16 protein-coding genes are annotated in these 18,617 nt (G+C 63.9%); 15 read left to right on the top strand and 1 reads right to left on the bottom strand.

Features of this window, described 5'->3' with window-relative positions; translation table 11 throughout:
• Positions 1-28: 28 nt before the first annotated feature.
• Positions 29-1,459 carry a UDP-N-acetylmuramoyl-L-alanine--D-glutamate ligase gene (gene murD / locus VWZ85_RS17475; protein WP_416589290.1) on the top strand — a complete coding sequence of 477 codons (1,431 nt, stop codon included), beginning with the start codon at positions 29-31 and terminating at the stop codon, positions 1,457-1,459.
• A complete protein-coding gene (locus tag VWZ85_RS17480) occupies positions 1,459-1,800 on the top strand; it encodes a thiamine-binding protein (protein ID WP_416589291.1) in 342 nt (113 codons plus the stop codon). The genes murD and VWZ85_RS17480 overlap by 1 nt, the downstream gene beginning before the upstream one ends.
• A 56-nt stretch (positions 1,801-1,856) precedes the next feature.
• On the opposite strand, the gene VWZ85_RS17485 is transcribed toward VWZ85_RS17480, so the two are convergent.
• Positions 1,857-3,038 (bottom strand): NAD(P)/FAD-dependent oxidoreductase, encoded by a 1,182-nt coding sequence (locus VWZ85_RS17485; RefSeq protein WP_416540437.1) that lies wholly within the window; start codon positions 3,036-3,038, stop codon positions 1,857-1,859.
• Positions 3,039-3,170: 132 nt separating this feature from the next.
• On the opposite strand from VWZ85_RS17485, the gene ftsW reads away from it, so the two are divergent.
• The 13 genes from ftsW to recN all read left to right on the top strand — a co-directional run bounded on the left by ftsW (position 3,171) and on the right by recN (position 18,528).
• A complete protein-coding gene (gene ftsW, locus VWZ85_RS17490; RefSeq protein ID WP_416536759.1) occupies positions 3,171-4,340 on the top strand; it encodes a putative lipid II flippase FtsW in 1,170 nt (389 codons plus the stop codon).
• Positions 4,341-4,424: 84 nt separating this feature from the next.
• Complete coding sequence (locus tag VWZ85_RS17495) at positions 4,425-5,522, top strand: UDP-N-acetylglucosamine--N-acetylmuramyl-(pentapeptide) pyrophosphoryl-undecaprenol N-acetylglucosamine transferase (RefSeq protein ID WP_340545042.1); 1,098 nt, start codon at positions 4,425-4,427, stop codon at positions 5,520-5,522.
• On the top strand, positions 5,519-6,916 hold the full coding sequence (murC, locus tag VWZ85_RS17500) for a UDP-N-acetylmuramate--L-alanine ligase (RefSeq protein WP_416589292.1): 1,398 nt from the start codon (positions 5,519-5,521) through the stop codon (positions 6,914-6,916). The genes VWZ85_RS17495 and murC overlap by 4 nt, the downstream gene beginning before the upstream one ends.
• Positions 6,917-6,974: 58 nt before the next feature.
• The gene (locus VWZ85_RS17505; RefSeq protein ID WP_340545044.1) at positions 6,975-7,229 is read left to right on the top strand and encodes a DUF2484 family protein; all 255 of its coding nucleotides are present in this window, start codon (positions 6,975-6,977) and stop codon (positions 7,227-7,229) included.
• Complete coding sequence (locus tag VWZ85_RS17510; protein WP_340545045.1) at positions 7,226-7,477, top strand: DUF2484 family protein; 252 nt, start codon at positions 7,226-7,228, stop codon at positions 7,475-7,477. Before VWZ85_RS17505 ends, VWZ85_RS17510 begins: the two co-directional genes overlap by 4 nt.
• Before the next feature lie 193 nt (positions 7,478-7,670).
• Positions 7,671-8,594 (top strand): UDP-N-acetylmuramate dehydrogenase, encoded by a 924-nt coding sequence (gene murB / locus VWZ85_RS17515; RefSeq protein WP_340545046.1) that lies wholly within the window; start codon positions 7,671-7,673, stop codon positions 8,592-8,594.
• 286 nt (positions 8,595-8,880) lie between these two features.
• Positions 8,881-9,801, top strand: coding sequence for a D-alanine--D-alanine ligase (locus VWZ85_RS17520; protein ID WP_340545047.1), 921 nt, complete (start codon positions 8,881-8,883; stop codon positions 9,799-9,801).
• Positions 9,789-10,682 carry a cell division protein FtsQ/DivIB gene (locus VWZ85_RS17525; RefSeq protein ID WP_340545048.1) on the top strand — a complete coding sequence of 298 codons (894 nt, stop codon included), beginning with the start codon at positions 9,789-9,791 and terminating at the stop codon, positions 10,680-10,682. The genes VWZ85_RS17520 and VWZ85_RS17525 overlap by 13 nt, the downstream gene beginning before the upstream one ends.
• A 1-nt stretch (position 10,683) precedes the next feature.
• Positions 10,684-12,018: a cell division protein FtsA gene (gene ftsA, locus VWZ85_RS17530; RefSeq protein ID WP_014874087.1), complete on the top strand. Its 1,335-nt coding sequence runs from the start codon at positions 10,684-10,686 to the stop codon at positions 12,016-12,018.
• Between the two features lie 438 nt (positions 12,019-12,456).
• Positions 12,457-14,214 carry a cell division protein FtsZ gene (gene ftsZ / locus VWZ85_RS17535; protein WP_416589293.1) on the top strand — a complete coding sequence of 586 codons (1,758 nt, stop codon included), beginning with the start codon at positions 12,457-12,459 and terminating at the stop codon, positions 14,212-14,214.
• 213 nt (positions 14,215-14,427) lie between these two features.
• Positions 14,428-15,363 carry a UDP-3-O-acyl-N-acetylglucosamine deacetylase gene (gene lpxC, locus VWZ85_RS17540; protein ID WP_416536765.1) on the top strand — a complete coding sequence of 312 codons (936 nt, stop codon included), beginning with the start codon at positions 14,428-14,430 and terminating at the stop codon, positions 15,361-15,363.
• 641 nt (positions 15,364-16,004) lie between these two features.
• Entirely contained in the window at positions 16,005-16,853 is an 849-nt protein-coding gene (locus VWZ85_RS17545) for an outer membrane protein assembly factor BamD (RefSeq protein WP_340545051.1), read from the top strand.
• Positions 16,854-16,881: 28 nt separating this feature from the next.
• The gene (recN, locus tag VWZ85_RS17550; RefSeq protein ID WP_416589294.1) at positions 16,882-18,528 is read left to right on the top strand and encodes a DNA repair protein RecN; all 1,647 of its coding nucleotides are present in this window, start codon (positions 16,882-16,884) and stop codon (positions 18,526-18,528) included.
• The last annotated feature ends 89 nt before the right edge of the window (positions 18,529-18,617 follow it).

An 18,617-nucleotide genomic window follows, 5' to 3' on the forward strand; every position in this document is an offset into this window, starting at 1 on the left:
GAGCAAAGATCAAATGGGAGGGCAGGCGATGATCCCTGTGACCGGATTCGAAGGCGCAACTGTAGCGGTGCTGGGGCTTGGACGGTCTGGCCTTGCCACCGCGCGGGCCTTGCGTGCAGGCGGGGCAGAGCCGGTCTGCTGGGATGACAACCCCGGCGCGCGGGCGCGGGCCGAGGTCGAGGGGTTCCCCTGCCGGGATCTGCAAAAAGCCGGGGCTTTTGACGATGTTGCATCGCTGATCGTCTCGCCGGGTATTCCGCATCTCTACCCCAAACCCAACCCGGTGATCCGCGCAGCGCTGGTGGCGGGGGTGCCGGTGGACAATGATATCGGGTTGTTCTTCCGGTCCATCGCGACCCAGGGCTGGGAGCAATACGATCAGGCGCCGCGCATCGTGGCGGTTACTGGCTCCAACGGCAAATCCACCACGGTGGCGCTGCTCCACCATATTCTTCAGGAGGCCGGTCGCGAAAGCCAGCTGGCGGGCAATATCGGCCGCGGTGTGCTGGATATTGATCCGCCGGGCTCCGGGGGCGTGGTGGTGCTGGAGCTGTCGAGCTATCAGACCGATCTGGCGCGGGCGCTGACGCCGGATGTGGCGGTGTTCACCAACCTCAGCCCCGATCATCTGGACCGGCACGCGGGCATGGGCGGCTATTTCGCGGCCAAACGCCGGCTGTTTGCCGAAGGCGGCCCGGATCGTGCGATCATTGGCGTCGATGAGGATGAGGGGCTGTATCTGGCCGGTCAGCTCTCGGAGGCGGCCAGCGATGACCGGGTGATCCGCATTTCGGCCAGCCAGAAACTGACCGGACCGGGCTGGCAGGTCTTTGCCCGCAAAGGGTTCCTGAGCGAATACCGCAAGGGGCGGCAGGCGGCCTCGATTGATCTGCGTCAGATGCAGGGGCTGCCGGGCGCGCATAACCATCAGAATGCCTGTGCGGCCTATGCGGCAGCGCGGGCACTGGGGCTGGCCCCGCGCCTGATCGAGGAGGCGCTGGCCAGCTATCCGGGTCTGCCGCATCGCAGCCAGACCATCGCGACCCATCAGGGGGTGCGCTATGTGAATGACAGCAAGGCCACCAACCTTGACAGCGCGGCCAAGGCGCTGAGCGCGTTTGACAATATCCGCTGGATCTGTGGCGGGCTGGAGAAAGAGGGCGGCCTGGACGCTCTGCGCGGCCAGACCGGCAAAGTGCGCAAGGCCTATGTGATCGGTCGCGAGGCGGCAGGCTTTGCCATGCAGCTGGATGTGGAGGCCGAGGTCTGCATCACCATGGCGCAGGCGGTGGCCCGGGCCGCCGCTGAGGCGGAGGCGGGTGATACCATCCTTCTGGCCCCGGCGGCAGCGAGTTTCGACCAATATGACAACTTCGAGCAGCGCGGAGAGGATTTCATCGCCGAGGTGCAGAAGCGACAGGCGGAGGCCCCGGTGCAACCCGATGGGGAGGCAATCTGATGGCCGAGACGACAGCGCCGCAGAACACGGTGATGCTGGCCTTTCAGGTCATTCCCCGGCTGCGCGAGGGCAATAACTTCGAGGTTGTGGACCGCGCGATTGATGTGGTGAAGGCCTCAGGTCTGCCGTTTCAGGTGGGGGCGATGGAGACCACGATGCGTGGTGAGCTGGATCAGCTGCTGGGGATCGTGAAAGAGGCCGAACAGGCCTGTCTCGATGCCGGGGCGGTGGAGGTGATCACCAATATCAAGATCCATACCACCACGCCCGATGCGCATGACACCTTCTGCACCTATACGCGCGGCGTCACGCCGGCCAATAAGGTGTTTGTCGAGGAGTGATGCGAGGGGTGAACGGGGCGGCGTTTCGGGCTGGCCCGAGCGGAGACGCCCGAGGCTCAGCCCTTGGCGGCGATAGCGGTTCCGGCCGCGACGCCGGAGGCCCAGGCCCATTGGAAGTTATAGCCGCCCAGCCATCCGGTCACATCAACCGCTTCGCCAATCGCATAAAGCCCCGGAACCGTCTTGGCCTCCATGCTCTTTGACGACAGCGCATCGGTGTCGATGCCGCCCAGCGTCACCTCGGCGGTGCGATAGCCTTCGCTGCCCGAAGGGGTGAGCGTCCAGTTTTCCAGTTGGTCGCAGAGATCGCGCAAGGCGGCGTCGGACTGGTCGGCGAGCCGCCCCTTCAGGGCGAATTCAGGGGCCAGGAACTCCACCAGCCGTCCGGGCAGGTGACGGGCCAGTTCGGTGGTCAGATCCTTGCGCCCGGTTTCCTGACGCTGGCGGCGCAGGTGATCAAACAGCGGCGTTTCCGGGATCAGGTTGACGCGGATCTGCTCCCCCTCGCGCCAGTAGGACGACAGTTGCAGCACCGAGGGGCCGGAGAGGCCGCGATGGGTGAACAACAGCGCCTCGTCAAAACTGGTGCGCTCATTGGAAAGCCGTGCGGGCAGGGCGACGCCCGCAAGAGGTTTGAAGCGGTCTTCGGAGAAGGTGAACGGCACCAGTGCCGGGCGGGTTTCGGTCAGCGGCAGCTCAAACTGGCGCGCCAGATCATAGGCCAGACCGGTCGCGCCCATCTTCGGGATCGACTTGCCGCCCGTGGCAATCACCAGATTGCGCGCGGTCAGCACCTGCGGCTTGCCCTCTCGCTCCACCGCGACGCGAAACCCATCCGGGCTGCGGCTTACCGAGGTGACGGAGGTCTGCAACCAAAGCTCGGCCCCGGCGGCCTGCATCTCCTGCACCAGCATGGCGACGATCTGTTTGGCCGAGCCATCACAGAACAGCTGGCCCAGTGTCTTTTCATGCCAGGCGATGCCGTGGCGGTCCACCAGCTCGATGAAGTCCCACTGGGTGTAGCGCGCCATGGCGGATTTGCAGAAATGCGGGTTCTGCGACAGGTAGTTTTCGGGGCTGGCGTACATATTGGTGAAATTGCAGCGCCCGCCGCCGGAAATGCGGATTTTCTCGCCCGGCGCCTTTGCGTGATCAATCACCAGGGTGCCTGCGCCGGAGCGGGTTGCACACATCATGCCGGCCGCGCCGGCGCCAAGGATCAGGGTTTCATATGCCATGCCCGGCCATAGGCGCGGATAACTGCCAAAGGCAAGAGGAAGAGGGTGGCCTGAGGCAAAGTTTCCGGTTACTGTTTGCCTAACGATCCCGAAAACGGGACGGATGACGAGGCAGATAGTGGCGGTACTTCCATGACTGAAATGGTCTATGGCGCGCTCCCCGTACAGGCGGGCGAGCCGATTCTACCCAAATGGTGGCGGACGCTGGACAAATGGACGATGTCCTGCGTCCTGATGTTGTTTGTCATCGGGCTGCTCTTGGGGTTGGCCGCTTCGGTGCCGCTGGCCGAACGCAACGGGTTTGACAATTTCCACTATGTCGAGCGGCAGGCGATTTTTGGCATCACCGGGCTGGTGGCGATGCTGATCACCTCGATGATGTCGCCAACGCTGGTGCGGCGACTGGCGGTGATCGGGTTTATCTGCGCCTTTGTCGCGCTGGCGCTGCTGCCTGTGTTTGGCACCGATTTCGGCAAGGGCGCGACGCGCTGGTACAGCCTCGGCTTTGCCTCGTTGCAGCCGTCGGAGTTCCTGAAGCCCGGATTCATCGTGGTGGCGGCCTGGATGATCGCCGCGAGCCAGCAGATCAACGGCCCGCCGGGCACGCTGATGTCCTTTGGCCTGTGCCTGACGGTGGTGCTGATGCTGGTGATGCAGCCTGACTTTGGCCAGGCCTGTCTGGTGCTGTTCGGCTGGGGCGTGATGTATTTCGTGGCCGGTGCGCCGATGCTGCTGTTGGTGATCATGGCGGCGGTGGTCGTGATGGGCGGGGTTGTGGCCTATTCCAGCTCCGAGCATTTTGCCCGTCGCATCGACGGCTTCCTGAACCCTGAAATCGACCCGACCACCCAGATGGGCTATGCCACCAATGCCATCCGCGAAGGTGGGTTGTTCGGTGTCGGCGTTGGCGAGGGCGAGGTGAAATGGTCGCTGCCGGATGCCCATACCGATTTCATCATCGCAGTGGCGGCCGAGGAATACGGGCTGGTGCTGGTGGTGATCCTGATCCTGCTTTATTCGGCGGTGGTGGCCCGCACGCTGTTCCGGCTGATGCGGGAGCGCGACACGTTTATCCGGCTTGCCGGAACCGGTCTTGTCTGTACCTTTGGCGTGCAGGCGATGATCAACATGGGCGTTGCGGTGCGGCTCTTGCCGGCCAAGGGCATGACCCTGCCGTTTGTGAGCTACGGTGGCTCCTCGCTGATTGCCGGCGGGATCGCGGTGGGGATGTTGCTGGCGTTTTCGCGGTCGCGCCCGCAGGGGGAGATTGCAGATTTCCTGCGCGGACACGGGCGCGGCTGAGCCTGCCCGATTGAAGCGCACCCCTCGGTCTGCCCTGCGCGGTCGGGGGGGTGAGTGAGCAGAGACAGAAAGACCGAAAATACGATGGCGCAGAAATTGCTCTTGATGGCGGCGGGTGGCACCGGGGGGCATATGTTCCCCGCGCAGGCCCTGGCCGAGGCGATGCTGAGACGCGGCTGGCGGGTGAAACTGTCAACGGACGCGCGGGGCGCGCGGTACACCGGCGGCTATCCGCATACCACCGAGATTGCCGAGGTGCCCTCGGCCACCTTTGCCCGCGGCGGGCTGCTGGCCAAGGCGATGGTCGCGCCGAAGATCGCCGCAGGTGTCACAAGGATGGCGATGCAGATGCGGCGGGACCGGCCTGACGTGGTGGTCGGCTTTGGCGGCTATCCGTCGATCCCGGCACTGGGGGCTGCGACCCTGCTGAAGCTGCCGCGTATGATCCATGAACAGAACGGCGTGCTGGGCCGGGTCAATCAGCTGTTTGCTCCCCGTGTGGCCGGGGTGGCCTGTGGCGTCTGGCCCACGGCGCTGCCGGAGGGGGTTGATGGCGTCCATGTCGGTAACCCGGTGCGCGCTGCGGTGCTGGAGCGGGCTGGGGCCGGTTATATTCCGCCGGGTGACTATCCGATGTCGGTGCTGGTGATGGGCGGCAGCCAGGGCGCGCGGATTCTGTCGGATGTGGTGCCCGCAGCGATTGCCGCACTGCCAGAGGCGCTGCGCAGCCGGTTGCGGGTCTCGCATCAGGCGCGCGATGAAGATGGTGCGCGGGTTGCGCAATTCTACGCCGAACAGGGGATCGCGGCGGATGTGCAGCCGTTTTTCACCGATGTGCCCGCCCGCATGTCGGAGGCGCAGCTGGTGATCTCGCGCTCCGGTGCGTCGTCGGTTGCGGATATCTCGGTGATCGGCCGCCCGTCGATCCTGATCCCCTTTGCCGCGGCGGCTGGCGACCACCAGAGCGCCAATGCCCGTGGGCTGGTCGATGCCGGGGCGGCGATCCTGATCCCGGAAAGCGCTCTTGACGTTTCGGCGCTGACAGAGCAAATGAGCGCGGTTCTCAGCAATCCCGATGGTGCCAGCCAGATGGCACGGGCCGCCTTGCAAGTGGGTATTCCCGATGCGACCGAGCGGCTGGTGGGGCTTGTTGAACAGCTGTCCGAGGAAGGAATGACATGAACCCTGCGACCAAACTCCCCGGTGATGTGGGCCCGATCCATTTTGTTGGCATCGGCGGCATCGGCATGTCCGGCATCGCCGAAGTGCTGCTGAACCTTGGCTATGTGGTGCAGGGCTCGGATCTGAAAGCGTCAAAGATCACCAACCGGCTGGAAGAGCTGGGCGCGCGGATCTTTGTCGGGCAGGCGGCAGAAAATCTGGAAGATGCGGCGGTTGTGGTCATTTCCTCGGCGATCAAACCGGGCAATCCAGAGCTGGACGAGGCGCGCCTGCGTGGCCTGCCGGTGGTCCGCCGGGCCGAAATGCTGGCCGAGCTGATGCGGCTCAAATCCAACATCGCCATCGCAGGCACCCATGGCAAGACAACGACCACCACCATGATGGCGGAGCTGATGGTGGCCGGTCATTTCGACCCGACCATTGTCAATGGCGGCATCATTCACGCCTATGGGTCGAACGCGCGGATGGGCCAGGGCGAGTGGATGGTGGTTGAGGCCGACGAAAGCGACGGCACCTTTAACCGCCTGCCCGCAACCATTGCGATCGTCACCAATATCGACCCTGAGCATATGGAGCATTGGGGTGATTTCGACACGCTGCGCGACGGGTTTTACGACTTTGTCTCCAATATTCCCTTCTACGGCGTCGCGGTCTGCTGCACCGACCATCCCGAGGTGCAGGCGCTGGTTGGCCGGATCACCGACCGCCGGGTCGTGACCTATGGGTTCAACGCGCAGGCAGATGTGCGGGCAGTCAACCTGACCTACAAGGCGGGCGTGGCGCATTTTGATATTCATCTTCAGGCCGAGGATCACGTGATCGAGGGCTGCACCCTGCCGATGCCTGGGGATCACAATGTCTCCAACGCGCTGTCGGCAGTGGCCGTGGCGCGCCATCTGGGCATGAAAAGCAGTGAGATCCGCGAGGCGTTGGCGGCCTTTGGCGGCGTCAACCGCCGCTTTACCAAAGTGGGCGAAGTGGACGGTGTCACCATTATTGACGACTACGGCCACCACCCGGTCGAGATCACTGCCGTGCTGAAAGCGGCCCGGCAGGCCTGCGAGGGCCGGGTGATCGCGGTGCATCAGCCGCACCGTTATTCGCGCCTGTCCAGCCTGTTCGAGGATTTCTGCGCCTGTTTCAACGAGGCCGATGTGGTCGCCATCGCCGAGGTCTTTGCCGCGGGCGAAGACCCGATCGAGGGCGCCGGGCGCGACGATCTGGTGGCCGGTCTGATCCGTCATGGCCATCGCCATGCCCGCGCGCTGCTGGATGAACCCGATCTGGAGCGGCTGGTGCGTGAACAGGCCCGACCCGGCGATATGGTCGTCTGCCTTGGGGCGGGTACCATCAGCGCCTGGGCCAATGGTCTGCCCGAGCGGTTGCGGGGCTGAGGGTGGCTGGCGTGATCTCCTATCCGCGGGCGAGCGTCCCGGCGGTTGAGGCAGCGCCATGCTGAGCCTGCTGGCCTCTGTCCTGTGGGTGTTCATTGCCACCGGCGTGGCCGCCCTGCCGGTTCGCTGGCAGCGAGGGCCGGGGATTGCGCTGGTCGCTGTGGCGCCGGTGCTGATCTATTTCCTGGGGCGAGACCACGGCTGGTTTGCCGCTGCCTTTGGCTGTTTTGCGCTGGTGTCGATGTTCCGCCGTCCGCTGCTGCATGTGCTGTCGCGCCTGCGCCGGGCCTCCGGGCCGGAGGTTGGCGAATGACGCAGTCGCTGATCCTGGCCTGTCTCTGGGTGGTGGCCGCCAATGTGCTGGCGATGCTGCCAAGCCGGGACAATCACTGGTCGCGCGCCTATCTCCTGATTGCCTTTGGCATCCCGCTGCTGGGCTATGTCACCTATGAAAACGGTCCCTGGTGGGGGCTGGCGGCGCTGTTTGCGGGCATGTCGATGCTGCGCTGGCCGGTGATCTATCTGGGCCGCTGGCTGCGCAACCGCCTGAGCCGCAGCTGAACCCCGCCGATTTCCACGAATGAGCGCTCTGCCCTTTGCGCCGGGCTGCGGGCTGGGCCATTGTGTGCATGGGCAAAACCGGAGTACACGCAGGGCCGGTCCGGGCTGCTGAGTCTCGTCGTCGTTTGCCCGCTGGGTGCTGCGTCGGCTCGCTTGGCCGGGGTGGACGCCAAGACAGGCAGGGGCAGAGCATATGAACATCGACGGGCTGCGCGGCAAGCTTCATCCGAATCGCGATCTGGCAGGGTTGACCTGGCTGCGGGTTGGCGGACCGGCGGACTATCTGTTTCAGCCTGCCGATGTGGAGGATCTGGCGCATGTTCTGCGGTCTCTGGATCCATCGGTGCCGGTGTTCCCGATGGGGGTCGGCTCAAACCTGATCGTGCGTGATGGCGGGTTGCGGGCGCTGGTGATCCGGCTGGGGCGCGGGTTCAACGCGATTGAGGTCGAGGGCGACACGGTGACCGCTGGCGCTGCTGCGCTGGATGCCCATGTGGCCCGCAAGGCCGCGGATGCGGGGGTGGATCTGACATTTCTGCGCACCATTCCCGGTTCGATCGGTGGCGCGGTGCGGATGAATGCCGGTTGCTATGGCAGCTATGTCGCAGATGTCTTTCAGTCGGCAACGGTGGTGCTGCGCAGCGGTGAAGTGGTGAGGCTGAGCGGTGAGGACCTGAAATTCGCCTACCGCCAGAGCGACCTGCCGGAGGGGGCGGTGCTGGTGTCGGCGGTGTTGCGCGGCCCGATGGGCGATCCCGAAGCCCTGCATGCGCGCATGGAAGAGCAGCTGGCCAAACGCGATGCCACCCAGCCGACAAAGGACCGGTCAGCCGGGTCGACCTTTCGCAATCCGGCGGGGTTTTCATCGACCGGTCAGGCCGATGATGTCCATGATCTGAAGGCCTGGAAAGTGATTGATGATGCCGGAATGCGCGGCGCCCGGCGCGGCGGTGCCCAGATGAGCGAGAAGCATTCCAATTTCTTGATTAACACAGGTGGCGCATCTGCCGCAGATCTTGAGGGATTGGGCGAAGATGTCAGAAAAGAGGTTTACGCCAATTCTGGCATAACGCTAGAGTGGGAAATCATGCGGGTGGGGGATCCGCTTTCCAAATAGCCGATAAAGGCCATGTTTTTCAGAGGGTTATCTCTGATCAGCAGGTTGCTCCTGTGGGAATCGCAGCAGCTGGCGAACTGGAAAAGCGCGATCTTGGTAAAGGCACTGTTAACGGGCCGGTAACGTTTATGACGTTAATGTGGTGACAGCGAACCACAGTGGTCCGTCCGGTGCGGGGAATAGACCTCGCAAGACGAAAAAGCAGGCCTTGGCCTGCGCGAATTGGGGTCAATTTACGACCGCATAACAAGGGGCGAGAAGCCCCGGAACATTTGAGGCGCTTGTCGTGAGTAAGTCGAGCAGGACACTCCCGAAAGTGGCGGTATTGATGGGTGGCCCCTCGGCTGAACGCGAGGTGTCTTTGTCCACAGGGCGCGAATGCGCCACCGCGCTGCGGGACGAGGGATATCAGGTTACAGAACTGGACGCGGGTCCGGATCTCGCGGCGCGTTTGCAGGCGGATCGTCCTGACGTGGTGTTCAACGCCCTGCATGGCCGCTGGGGCGAGGATGGCTGCGTGCAGGGGCTGCTGGAATGGCTCGGCATCCCCTATACCCACTCCGGCGTGCTGGCCTCTGCCCTGGCGATGGACAAGCAGCGGGCCAAATCCATCTATCGCGCCGCAGGTCTGCCGGTTGTCGAGAGCGGCATCTATTCCAAGACCGAGGTGATGGCCGGCCATGTGATGGCGCCGCCCTATGTGGTGAAGCCGAATAACGAAGGCTCCAGCGTGGGGGTCTATCTGGTGAATGAAGTCGCCAACGGTCCGCCGCAGCTGTCGCAGGACATGCCAGATCAGGTGATGGTCGAGAGCTTTGCCCCAGGCCGCGAGCTGACCACCACCGTACTGGGCGACAGACCACTGACGGTGACCGATATCCTGACCGACGGCTGGTATGACTATGACGCCAAGTACAAACCCGGTGGCTCGCGTCATGTGCTGCCTGCGGATCTCCCGGAGGAGATCTTTGCGCTCTGTCTCGAATATGCAGTGAAGGCCCATGAGGCGCTGGGGTGCCGGGGCATCAGCCGCACCGATTTTCGTTGGGACGAAACGCGCGGCGCCGAGGGGCTGATCCTGCTGGAGACCAATACCCAGCCCGGAATGACGCCGACGTCGCTGACGCCGGAGCAGGCGGAACATGTGGGTATGACATTCGGGCAGCTCTGCGCCTGGCTGGTTGAGGATGCGACATGCCCTCGCTGATCACGCGGTTTCGCAAACCCCGCGAGGGGCGTTCCGATCCTGCCCCCTCCCGTCTGACCTATCGCATCCAGCGCTGGATGCTGACGCCGGGCATTCGCTTTGGTGTGCGTTTTGGCATTCCCTTCTGTCTGGTCTTTGTGGCCGGCACCGTGTTCATGGCGGATGAGGCGCGACGCGACCGGTTGCAGGTGATGATCAGCGATCTGCGGGCCTCGATCGAGGAGCGCCCCGAATTCATGGTCAATGTGATGGCCATCGACGGGGCGGGGCGCAGCGTGGCCGAAGATATTCGCGAAGTGGTGCCGATTGATTTTCCCATCAGCTCCTTCGATCTGGATCTGGCCCAGATCCGCGACGAAATCACCGGTCTGGATCCGGTGCGGACGGCGGATGTGCGGATCCGCCCGGGTGGGGTGCTTCAGGTCACGGTGGAAGAGCGCAAACCCGCAGTTGTCTGGCGCAGCCGCGAAGGTCTGGCGCTGCTGGATGCCAATGGCGTGCATGTGGCTGAGCTGGGCGCGCGCAATATGCACCCGGATCTGCCGCTGGTGGCCGGGCGCAATGCCGACGACGCCATTGAGGAGGCGCTGCGGCTGTTTGCGGTGGCCAAGCCGCTGGGACCGCGGATGCGTGGGCTGGTGCGGATTGGCGAACGGCGCTGGGATCTGGTGCTGGACCGTGGCCAGCGGATCATGCTGCCGGCCGAAAATCCGGTGCCCGCATTGGAGCGGGTGATTGCCGTCAGCGAAGTGCGCGACCTTCTGGAGCGTGATGTGGCGGTGGTGGATATGCGCCTGGCGGCGCGTCCAACCGTAAGAATGACCGAGAACGCCGTCGAGGACTGGTGGCGGATCCGACAGTTGAACGCAGGCGGGCTATGATATGACCGATCTCTACCAATCCCAAAGAGCCATGCGGCAGATGCGACGTCAGGCGATGCAGCGCGGTGTTGTGGCCATTCTGGATGTGGGCAGTTCCAAGATTGCCTGTCTGGTGCTGCGTTTCGACGGCACCGGGCGGCTGAGCGAGGATAATTCCATTGGGTCCCTGGCGGGGCAGTCGGGGTTCCGGGTGATCGGCGCGGCCACGACGCGCTCGCGCGGGGTGCAGTTCGGCGAGATCACCGCCATGCAGGAAACCGAACGTGCGATCCGCACGGCGGTTCAGGCCGCGCAGAAGATGGCCGAGGTGCGGGTGGATCACGTGATCGCCTGTTTTTCCGGGGCCAATCCGCGATCCTACGGGCTGGATGCGCAGGTGGATCTGGAAGGTCAGGTGGTGACCGAGAATGAAATCGCCCGCGTGCTGGCGGCCTGCGAGGTGCCGGAATATGGCGCCGGACGCGAGGTGCTGCATGCCCAGCCGGTGAACTTTGCGCTGGACAACCGGTCGGGTCTGAATGACCCGCGCGGACAGATGGGGCAGACCCTTGCGGCGGATATGCACATGCTGACGGTTGATGCGCTGACCGTGCAGAATCTGGTGCGCTGCATCCAGCGCTGTGATCTGGAGCTGGCGGGCATCGCGTCCTCGGCCTATGCGTCCGGGTTCGCGGCACTGGTTGAGGATGAGCAGGAGCTGGGGGCGGCCTGTATCGACATGGGCGGCGGCTCGACCTCGATTTCGGTCTTTATGAAGAAACATATGATCTATGCCGATGCGGTGCGTATGGGCGGTGATCACATCACCAGCGATATTTCGATGGGGCTGGGGGTGCCGACGGCCAACGCCGAGCGGATCAAGACCTTTCACGGTGGCGTCCATGCCACCGGCGCCGATGACCGCGAGATGATTGATATCCACGCCGATACCGGCGACTGGGAACATGACCGCCGCACTGTCAGCCGGGCCGAGCTGATCGGAATCATGCGTCCGCGTGTCGAAGAGATCCTTGAAGAGGTGCGCGCCCGTCTGGATGCCGCCGGGTTTGACAGCCTGCCAAGCCAGCAGATCGTGCTGACCGGAGGCTCCAGCCAGATCATGGGGCTGGACGGGCTGGCGAGCCGGGTTCTGGGGCAGCAGGTGCGCCTCGGCCGGCCTTTGCGGGTTCACGGCCTGCCGCAGTCGGCAACCGGTCCCGGCTTTGCCTCCGCCGTTGGTCTCAGCCTGTTTGCCGCCCATCCGCAGGATGAGTGGTGGGATTTTGAGATGCCGGTGGACCGCAACGCCAGCGGCACGCTGAAACGGGCGGTAAAATGGTTCCGCGACAACTGGTGAGGCCTCTGCCGGAGCAGGGGGTGCAGGCCCGCTCCGCGCCTTCGCAGTGCCGTCTTCATTAATCAAATGTTAACGAAAAACTTTGCTGGCAAGGCGGTTTCGCGGGTGACAGCGAAATCCTGCCGCGTTAATGTTCCGGTAACGACCGCATCATGCGGCGCATGTAGGCCGAGCAGTGGCCACCAGTATCAGTGACGAGATGTGCTTTCGAGGGCTTTGGTTTTCGGAGGCTGCCGTCATGTTGTGGTGTGTTGCTGGGCTTTCCACAGCATTTGCCAAAATCGGCGAAATGTCGCGAAATTAGACAATACTATGTCTATATTTTGTGGAAAATAGCGCTTTTTTGGATGACGCGACTCGTGCTGCGCGGTAGGATTGTCGCAAAGATGGACAGGAATAGGCCCTTGCGGGAGGGCTGATAACACAGGCGGAACGAGCATGACCTTGAACCTTTCGATGCCCGGCCAGGAAGAGCTGAAGCCCCGGATTACCGTGTTTGGCGTCGGCGGGGCAGGCGGCAATGCCGTCAACAACATGATCGACAAACAGCTGGACGGCGTGGATTTTGTCGTCGCCAATACCGACGCGCAGGCGCTGCAGCAAAGCGCCTCCAAAAGCCGCGTCCAGCTGGGCATCAAAGTCACCGAAGGTCTGGGCGCCGGCGCGCGCCCCTCGGTTGGGTCTGCTGCCGCTGAAGAAAGCATTGAACAGATCGTTGATCACCTCGCGGGCGCGCATATGTGCTTTATCACCGCAGGTATGGGTGGCGGCACCGGCACCGGGGCTGCGCCGATCATCGCGCAGGCCGCCCGTGAACTGGGTGTGCTGACCGTTGGTGTTGTCACCAAGCCGTTCCAGTTCGAAGGCAACAAGCGGATGCGTCAGGCCGAGGAGGGTGTCGAAGCCCTGCAAAAGGTCGTCGATACGCTGATCATCATTCCGAACCAGAATCTGTTCCGTCTGGCCAATGAAAAGACCACCTTCACCGAGGCGTTCTCGATGGCGGATGATGTCCTTTATCAGGGTGTCAAAGGCGTGACCGATCTGATGGTGCGTCCGGGTCTCATCAACCTCGACTTTGCGGACGTGCGCGCCGTGATGGACGAGATGGGCAAGGCGATGATGGGCACCGGCGAGGCCGAGGGCGAAGATCGCGCCGTGCAGGCCGCCGAGAAGGCCATCGCGAACCCGCTGCTGGACGAAATCAGCCTCAAGGGCGCGAAGGGTGTTCTGATCAACATCACCGGCGCACATGACCTGACCCTGTTTGAACTGGACGAAGCGGCCAACCGCATTCGCGAAGAGGTCGATCCCAACGCAAACATCATCGTCGGCTCGACCCTCGACACCGCGATGGAAGGCAAGATGCGGGTTTCCGTTGTGGCCACCGGTATTGATGCCGTGGATGTGCACTCCGACATTCCGGTGCCGCGCCGTCCGATGTCGGCACCGCTGAAGCAGACCGTCAGCGTCGAAGACAGCCGCAGCGCCGCGCCGCTGGAGCTGAGCACCCCGGTTGAGCAGCCCGCAGCTGCCGCCGAACCCGTGGCCGCCGCTCAGGAAGAGCCGTCGCTGTTTGCGGAATTCGACGATGGTCAGGCCGCCGCTGAAGGTCACTATGAAGAGGTGCTGGAGGACGCAGGCGAACAGCTGGGCGCCGACGGTCTGCCCGCACCGGCCTATCAGGGCACGCCCGCGCCGGAATTCCAGCCGCAGGCCGAAGTTGCGGCCCATCAGGCCGAGAGCTTTGTGGCACCAAAGGCGCCCGCACCCGGTACCCCGTCGCCCGAGGCGATCGTGCGGCTTCAGGCGGCTGCGCAGCGCGCCCAGCCTCAGCAGCCGATGCAGCAGACACAGATGCAGCAGCGCCCGTCGATCGACACGGTTCAGCCGCGGGCCCCGCAGCAGGTGCAGCAGCCCGCTGCAGCGGGTCACGAACAGCGCCGCTTTGGGCTCAATTCGCTGATCCATCGCATGACCGGCAGCGCCGCTGAAGGCCAGGCCGCCAAGCCGCAGCAACCGGCACGTCAGCAGCCGCCCATGCAGCAGGCCGCTACACAGCAGGCTCCGATGCACCAGCCCCAGGTTGCGCATCACGGCCAGCAGGCGGCACCCGCAGCGCAGCCGCAGCGGCAGGCGAACCCTGAGCAGGAACGCATCGAAATTCCCGCATTCCTGCGCCGTCAAGCCAACTGAGCTGATCACATATAAGTCAAAAAGGTCGCCATAGGGCGACCTTTTTTCGTTTTAAATCAGCGAGTTGGTGCCGGTTGGGCAGGGTTTTGCCGATCTGTTACAGGGATGTTTCATTCCGTTACAAAGATTGAGTTGAGCCTAACGAAGTGACACCTTACCTCTGTTCCGCAACAAGGGCCCAAGTACGGCCCACCCTTACGGAATGAGGCCATCGTGCAGAATACGCTTAAAGCATCAGTGACGTTTGACGGTGTGGGGCTCCACTCCGGCAAACCCGTTCGCATGATCCTGAAGCCTGCATCGGCTGGCCACGGCATCTGCTTCCGGCGCACTGACATCGCTTTGGGCAACACCATGGTGCCGGCGCTTTGGGACCGGGTCGAGCGGACGCCATTGTGCACACGGCTGGTCAATGCCTCCGGTGTTTCGGTTTCCACGGTGGAGCATATCATGGCCGCGCTGGCGGGCTGTGGCATCCACAATGTGATGATTGATATCGACGGCCCGGAAGTGCCGATCATGGATGGGTCTTCGGCGCATTTCGTGCGGGGCATCATGCAGACCGGTATTCAGCGCCTTGCGGCGCCGGTCACCGCCTATCAGATCCTGAAGCCGGTGAGTGTCAGCCATGACGGTGCGACCGCCACCCTGTTGCCGAGCAACCGCCTGACCATCGAGTTCCACATCGACTTTGCCGAGACGGCGATTGGCCGTCAGAGCAAGACGCTGGATCTGCGCAATGGTGCCTTTGCGCGTGAGCTTTGCGACAGCCGCACCTTCTGCCGTCGCGTTGACGTCGAAAGCATGCAGGCCAATGGTCTGGCGCTGGGGGGTGTCCCCGGCGAGAACGCGGTTGTGTTCGACGGCCCGCAGGTCGAGAGCGGCGCGGGTCTGCGCCACTCGGACGAGCCTGTGCGCCACAAGATGCTGGACGCGCTTGGTGATCTGTCGCTGGCGGGTGGCCCGGTCTTTGGCCACTATATCGGCGAGCGTGCCGGTCATTCGCTGACCAACACATTGCTGCGGGCGGTCTTTGCGACACCCGGCGCGGTGCGTCAGGTGAGCTGCGATGCGGCGATGACAGCGCGCCTGCCGGGGCAGGGGCTGGTCTGGGCGGAGATCCCGACCGATGCGCGCCGCGTTGCGTAACTGAATTGAGGCTATCGGGCGGGAACGTCGGCTGGGGGGCCTGACGTTCAACCTGGGTTCCCCCGGACAATCGGGGTGCACCCGGCGCCAACCGGACCGCGGGCTGCAACGACAGCACTCCGGTCACTCGCGAACTGATGATTGCAGCACAGACGCCGGGCGCAGACTGCACCACAGTTCGATCCAATACAGGCCTATGCGTTGGCGCAGCCCGACCGGGGCAGATTGCGCCGGGGGCACCGGGGGAGATCTTCGAGCCGTCCTTAGGTCGTGACCCTAGAGGGGCGGGGCGGTTCGAAGATCACACCGGCGGCTTCACGGCGCAGCGCGCCGCCTCACCGTGCCCCAAAGCGGCTTGCCGGGACTTGTCCAGATCCCGTTTGGTTCGGATCCTTGCAGCGCTCACCTCATATTGACCAATGTTTTCGGATGCGGCGAACCCCGGCGCGGCATGGGGTATCGGCTGGCGTGCGCCATGTTGTGGCGGGCCGGGGCTGCTTCGCACTCTTGACCCCGCCGCGCTTTCTCTGCCAAGTGGGCGGGAAATCGGTTAAAGACGTTTTGCGCGTCAATTGAATGTGCTAGACCGGGCAGAACCGGGGTTCACACCCGTAAGTAAATGACGGTGAGGTTAGGCGAACATGATGGGCATGGGGGCGGCAGCCAAAACCATCGGCGCGGTTCTACTCGTAGCTGCGCTTTCGGGATGTGGCGGAGACGGGGGCGCGGCCAAGAGTTCGCAGCCACTTGACGGGTTCACCCCGGAGCAGATCTACGAGCGCGGCGAATTCGAGATGGAGCGTAACCGGACCGAGGATGCGGCCTTTTACTTCTCCGAGATCGAACGTCTTTACCCCTATTCCTCCTGGGCGAAACAGGCCCTGATCATGCAGGCCTATGCCTATCATCTGGGGCGTGACTACGAGGACAGCCGCGCTGCCGCACAGCGCTATATCGACTTCTACCCGACCGAAGAAGACGCCGCTTATGCGCAGTATCTGCTGGCGCTGAGCTACTATGATCAGATCGACGAAGTGGGCCGCGATCAGGGCCTGACCTTTCAGGCGCTGCAATCGCTGCGCACCGTGATCGAGGTCTACCCGGACAGCGAATATGCGAGCTCGGCAATCCTGAAGTTCGATCTTGCCTTTGACCATCTGGCGGGCAAGGAGATGGAGATCGGCCGCTACTATCTGCGCAAGGGGCATTATACCTCGGCGGTGAACCGGTTCCGCGTTGTGGTCGAGGATTTCCAGACCACAACCCATACCGCAGAGGCGCTGCACCGTCTGGTCGAGGCCTATCTGTCGCTGGGGCTGGTGAATGAGGCGCAGACCGCCGGTGCCATTCTGGGCCATAACTATCAATCGACCGAATGGTATGAGGACAGCTTTAAGCTGCTGACAGACAACGGGCTGAAAATGCGCGATGTCGGCAACAACTGGCTGAGCCAGATCTACCGTCAGTCCATCAAGGGGGAGTGGCTGTAATTGCCACTTCCGCAATTGGGGCCGGGCCATGCTGCGCGCGCTTGATATTCGCGATATCCTGATCATCGACCATCTTGAGCTGAATTTTCAGCCGGGTCTCAATGTGCTGACCGGGGAGACCGGGGCCGGCAAGTCGATCCTGCTGGATTCGCTTGGTTTTGTGCTGGGCTGGCGGGGCCGGGCCGAACTGGTGCGCCAGGGCGCCAAACAGGGGGAGGTGCTGGCCGAGTTCGAGCTGTCGCCAGACCATCCGGCCCATGCGGTGCTGGCTGAGGCGGGGCTGCCCGGAGGCGATACGCTGCTGTTGCGCCGGGTGAACACCGCCGAGGGACGCAAGACCGCATGGGTCAATGACCGGCGCTGTTCGGGCGAGGTACTGCGGGCGCTGTCGGACACGCTGCTGGAATTGCATGGCCAGCATGATGACCGGGGCCTGCTGAACCCGCGCGGCCACCGCGCCATGCTGGATGAGTTTGCCGGTCTTGGCGATCTTCTGCGGACCGTCCGCGATCGCTGGGCCGCTGCCAGCCGCGCCCGAAAGAGCGTTGCCGAAACCCGCGCCGCGCTGGAGGCTATCCGCGCCGAAGAGGATTTCCTGCGCCATGCGGTGGCGGAGCTGGACGCGCTTGACCCGCAGCCCGGCGAGGATGCTGCACTGGATCAGCGCCGCCGCGAGATGCAGTCCGCCGAGCGGATCCGTGGCGATATCCAGCGCGCCCAGAGCATCCTGACCGATGGTGCCGAAACGTCACTGGGGGATGCGCAGCGCTGGCTGGAAGGGGTCTCTGCGCAGGCAGACTCGGCGCTGGATGCGCCGATTGCGGCGCTGTTGCGGGCGATGATCGAACTGGGTGAGGCGCAGGATGGCGTTGCCCGTGTGCTCGACGGGCTGGAGTTCAATCCCGGTGAGCTGGAAGAGAGCGAGGAGCGGCTGTTTGCCATCCGCGCGCTGGCCCGCAAACATGATGTTCTGCCTGATGATCTGGGCGGCTATGCTGAAACCCTGCGCGAGAAACTGGCGGCGGTGGACGCCGGGGATCAGGATCTCGCCGATCAGGAGGCCGCACTGGCCGAGGCCGAGGCGGCCTATGCGGGGGCGGCGGCGCAGCTGTCGGCGGCGCGGCGGGAGACGGCGGCGGCACTGGATGCGGCGGTGATGGCTGAGCTGGCCCCGCTCAAGATGGAACGCGCGGTGTTTGAAACACGGCTGACCGAGGCCGAGCCGGGACCGGAGGGCAAGGACGCGGTTGCCTTTACCGTGGCCACAAACCCCGGCGCGCCGGCGGGGCCGCTGAACAAGATCGCCTCGGGCGGTGAGCTGAGCCGCTTTTTGCTGGCGCTGAAGGTCTGCCTGCGCGGCGAGACCGGCAATCAGACGATGATCTTTGACGAGATCGACCGCGGCGTGGGCGGCGCGACGGCGGATGCGGTGGGGCGGCGGCTGAAGGCGCTGGCCGATGGCGGGCAGGTGCTGGTTGTGACCCATTCGCCGCAGGTGGCGGCCCAGGGCGCGCATCATTGGCGGGTGCAGAAGCAGGTTGTCGACGGGCAGACACTGTCGCAGGTGGTGCCGCTGGATGAGGACGAACGGGTCGATGAGCTGGCGCGTATGGTTTCAGGTGATACAATCACCTCGGAGGCCCGCGCTGCCGCCAGGGCGCTGCTGGTGGGCTGAGCTAAAACTGTTGCCCGGATCGTTCTAAGCTGTTGAGTTTTCACGATGGCTTAACCAACCTGCCGATAGTTTGCCGCGTAAACAGACAA

The organism is Phaeobacter sp. JH20_29 (assembly GCF_048056175.1).
In the GTDB taxonomy this organism is placed as follows: domain Bacteria; phylum Pseudomonadota; class Alphaproteobacteria; order Rhodobacterales; family Rhodobacteraceae; genus Phaeobacter; species Phaeobacter bryozoorum.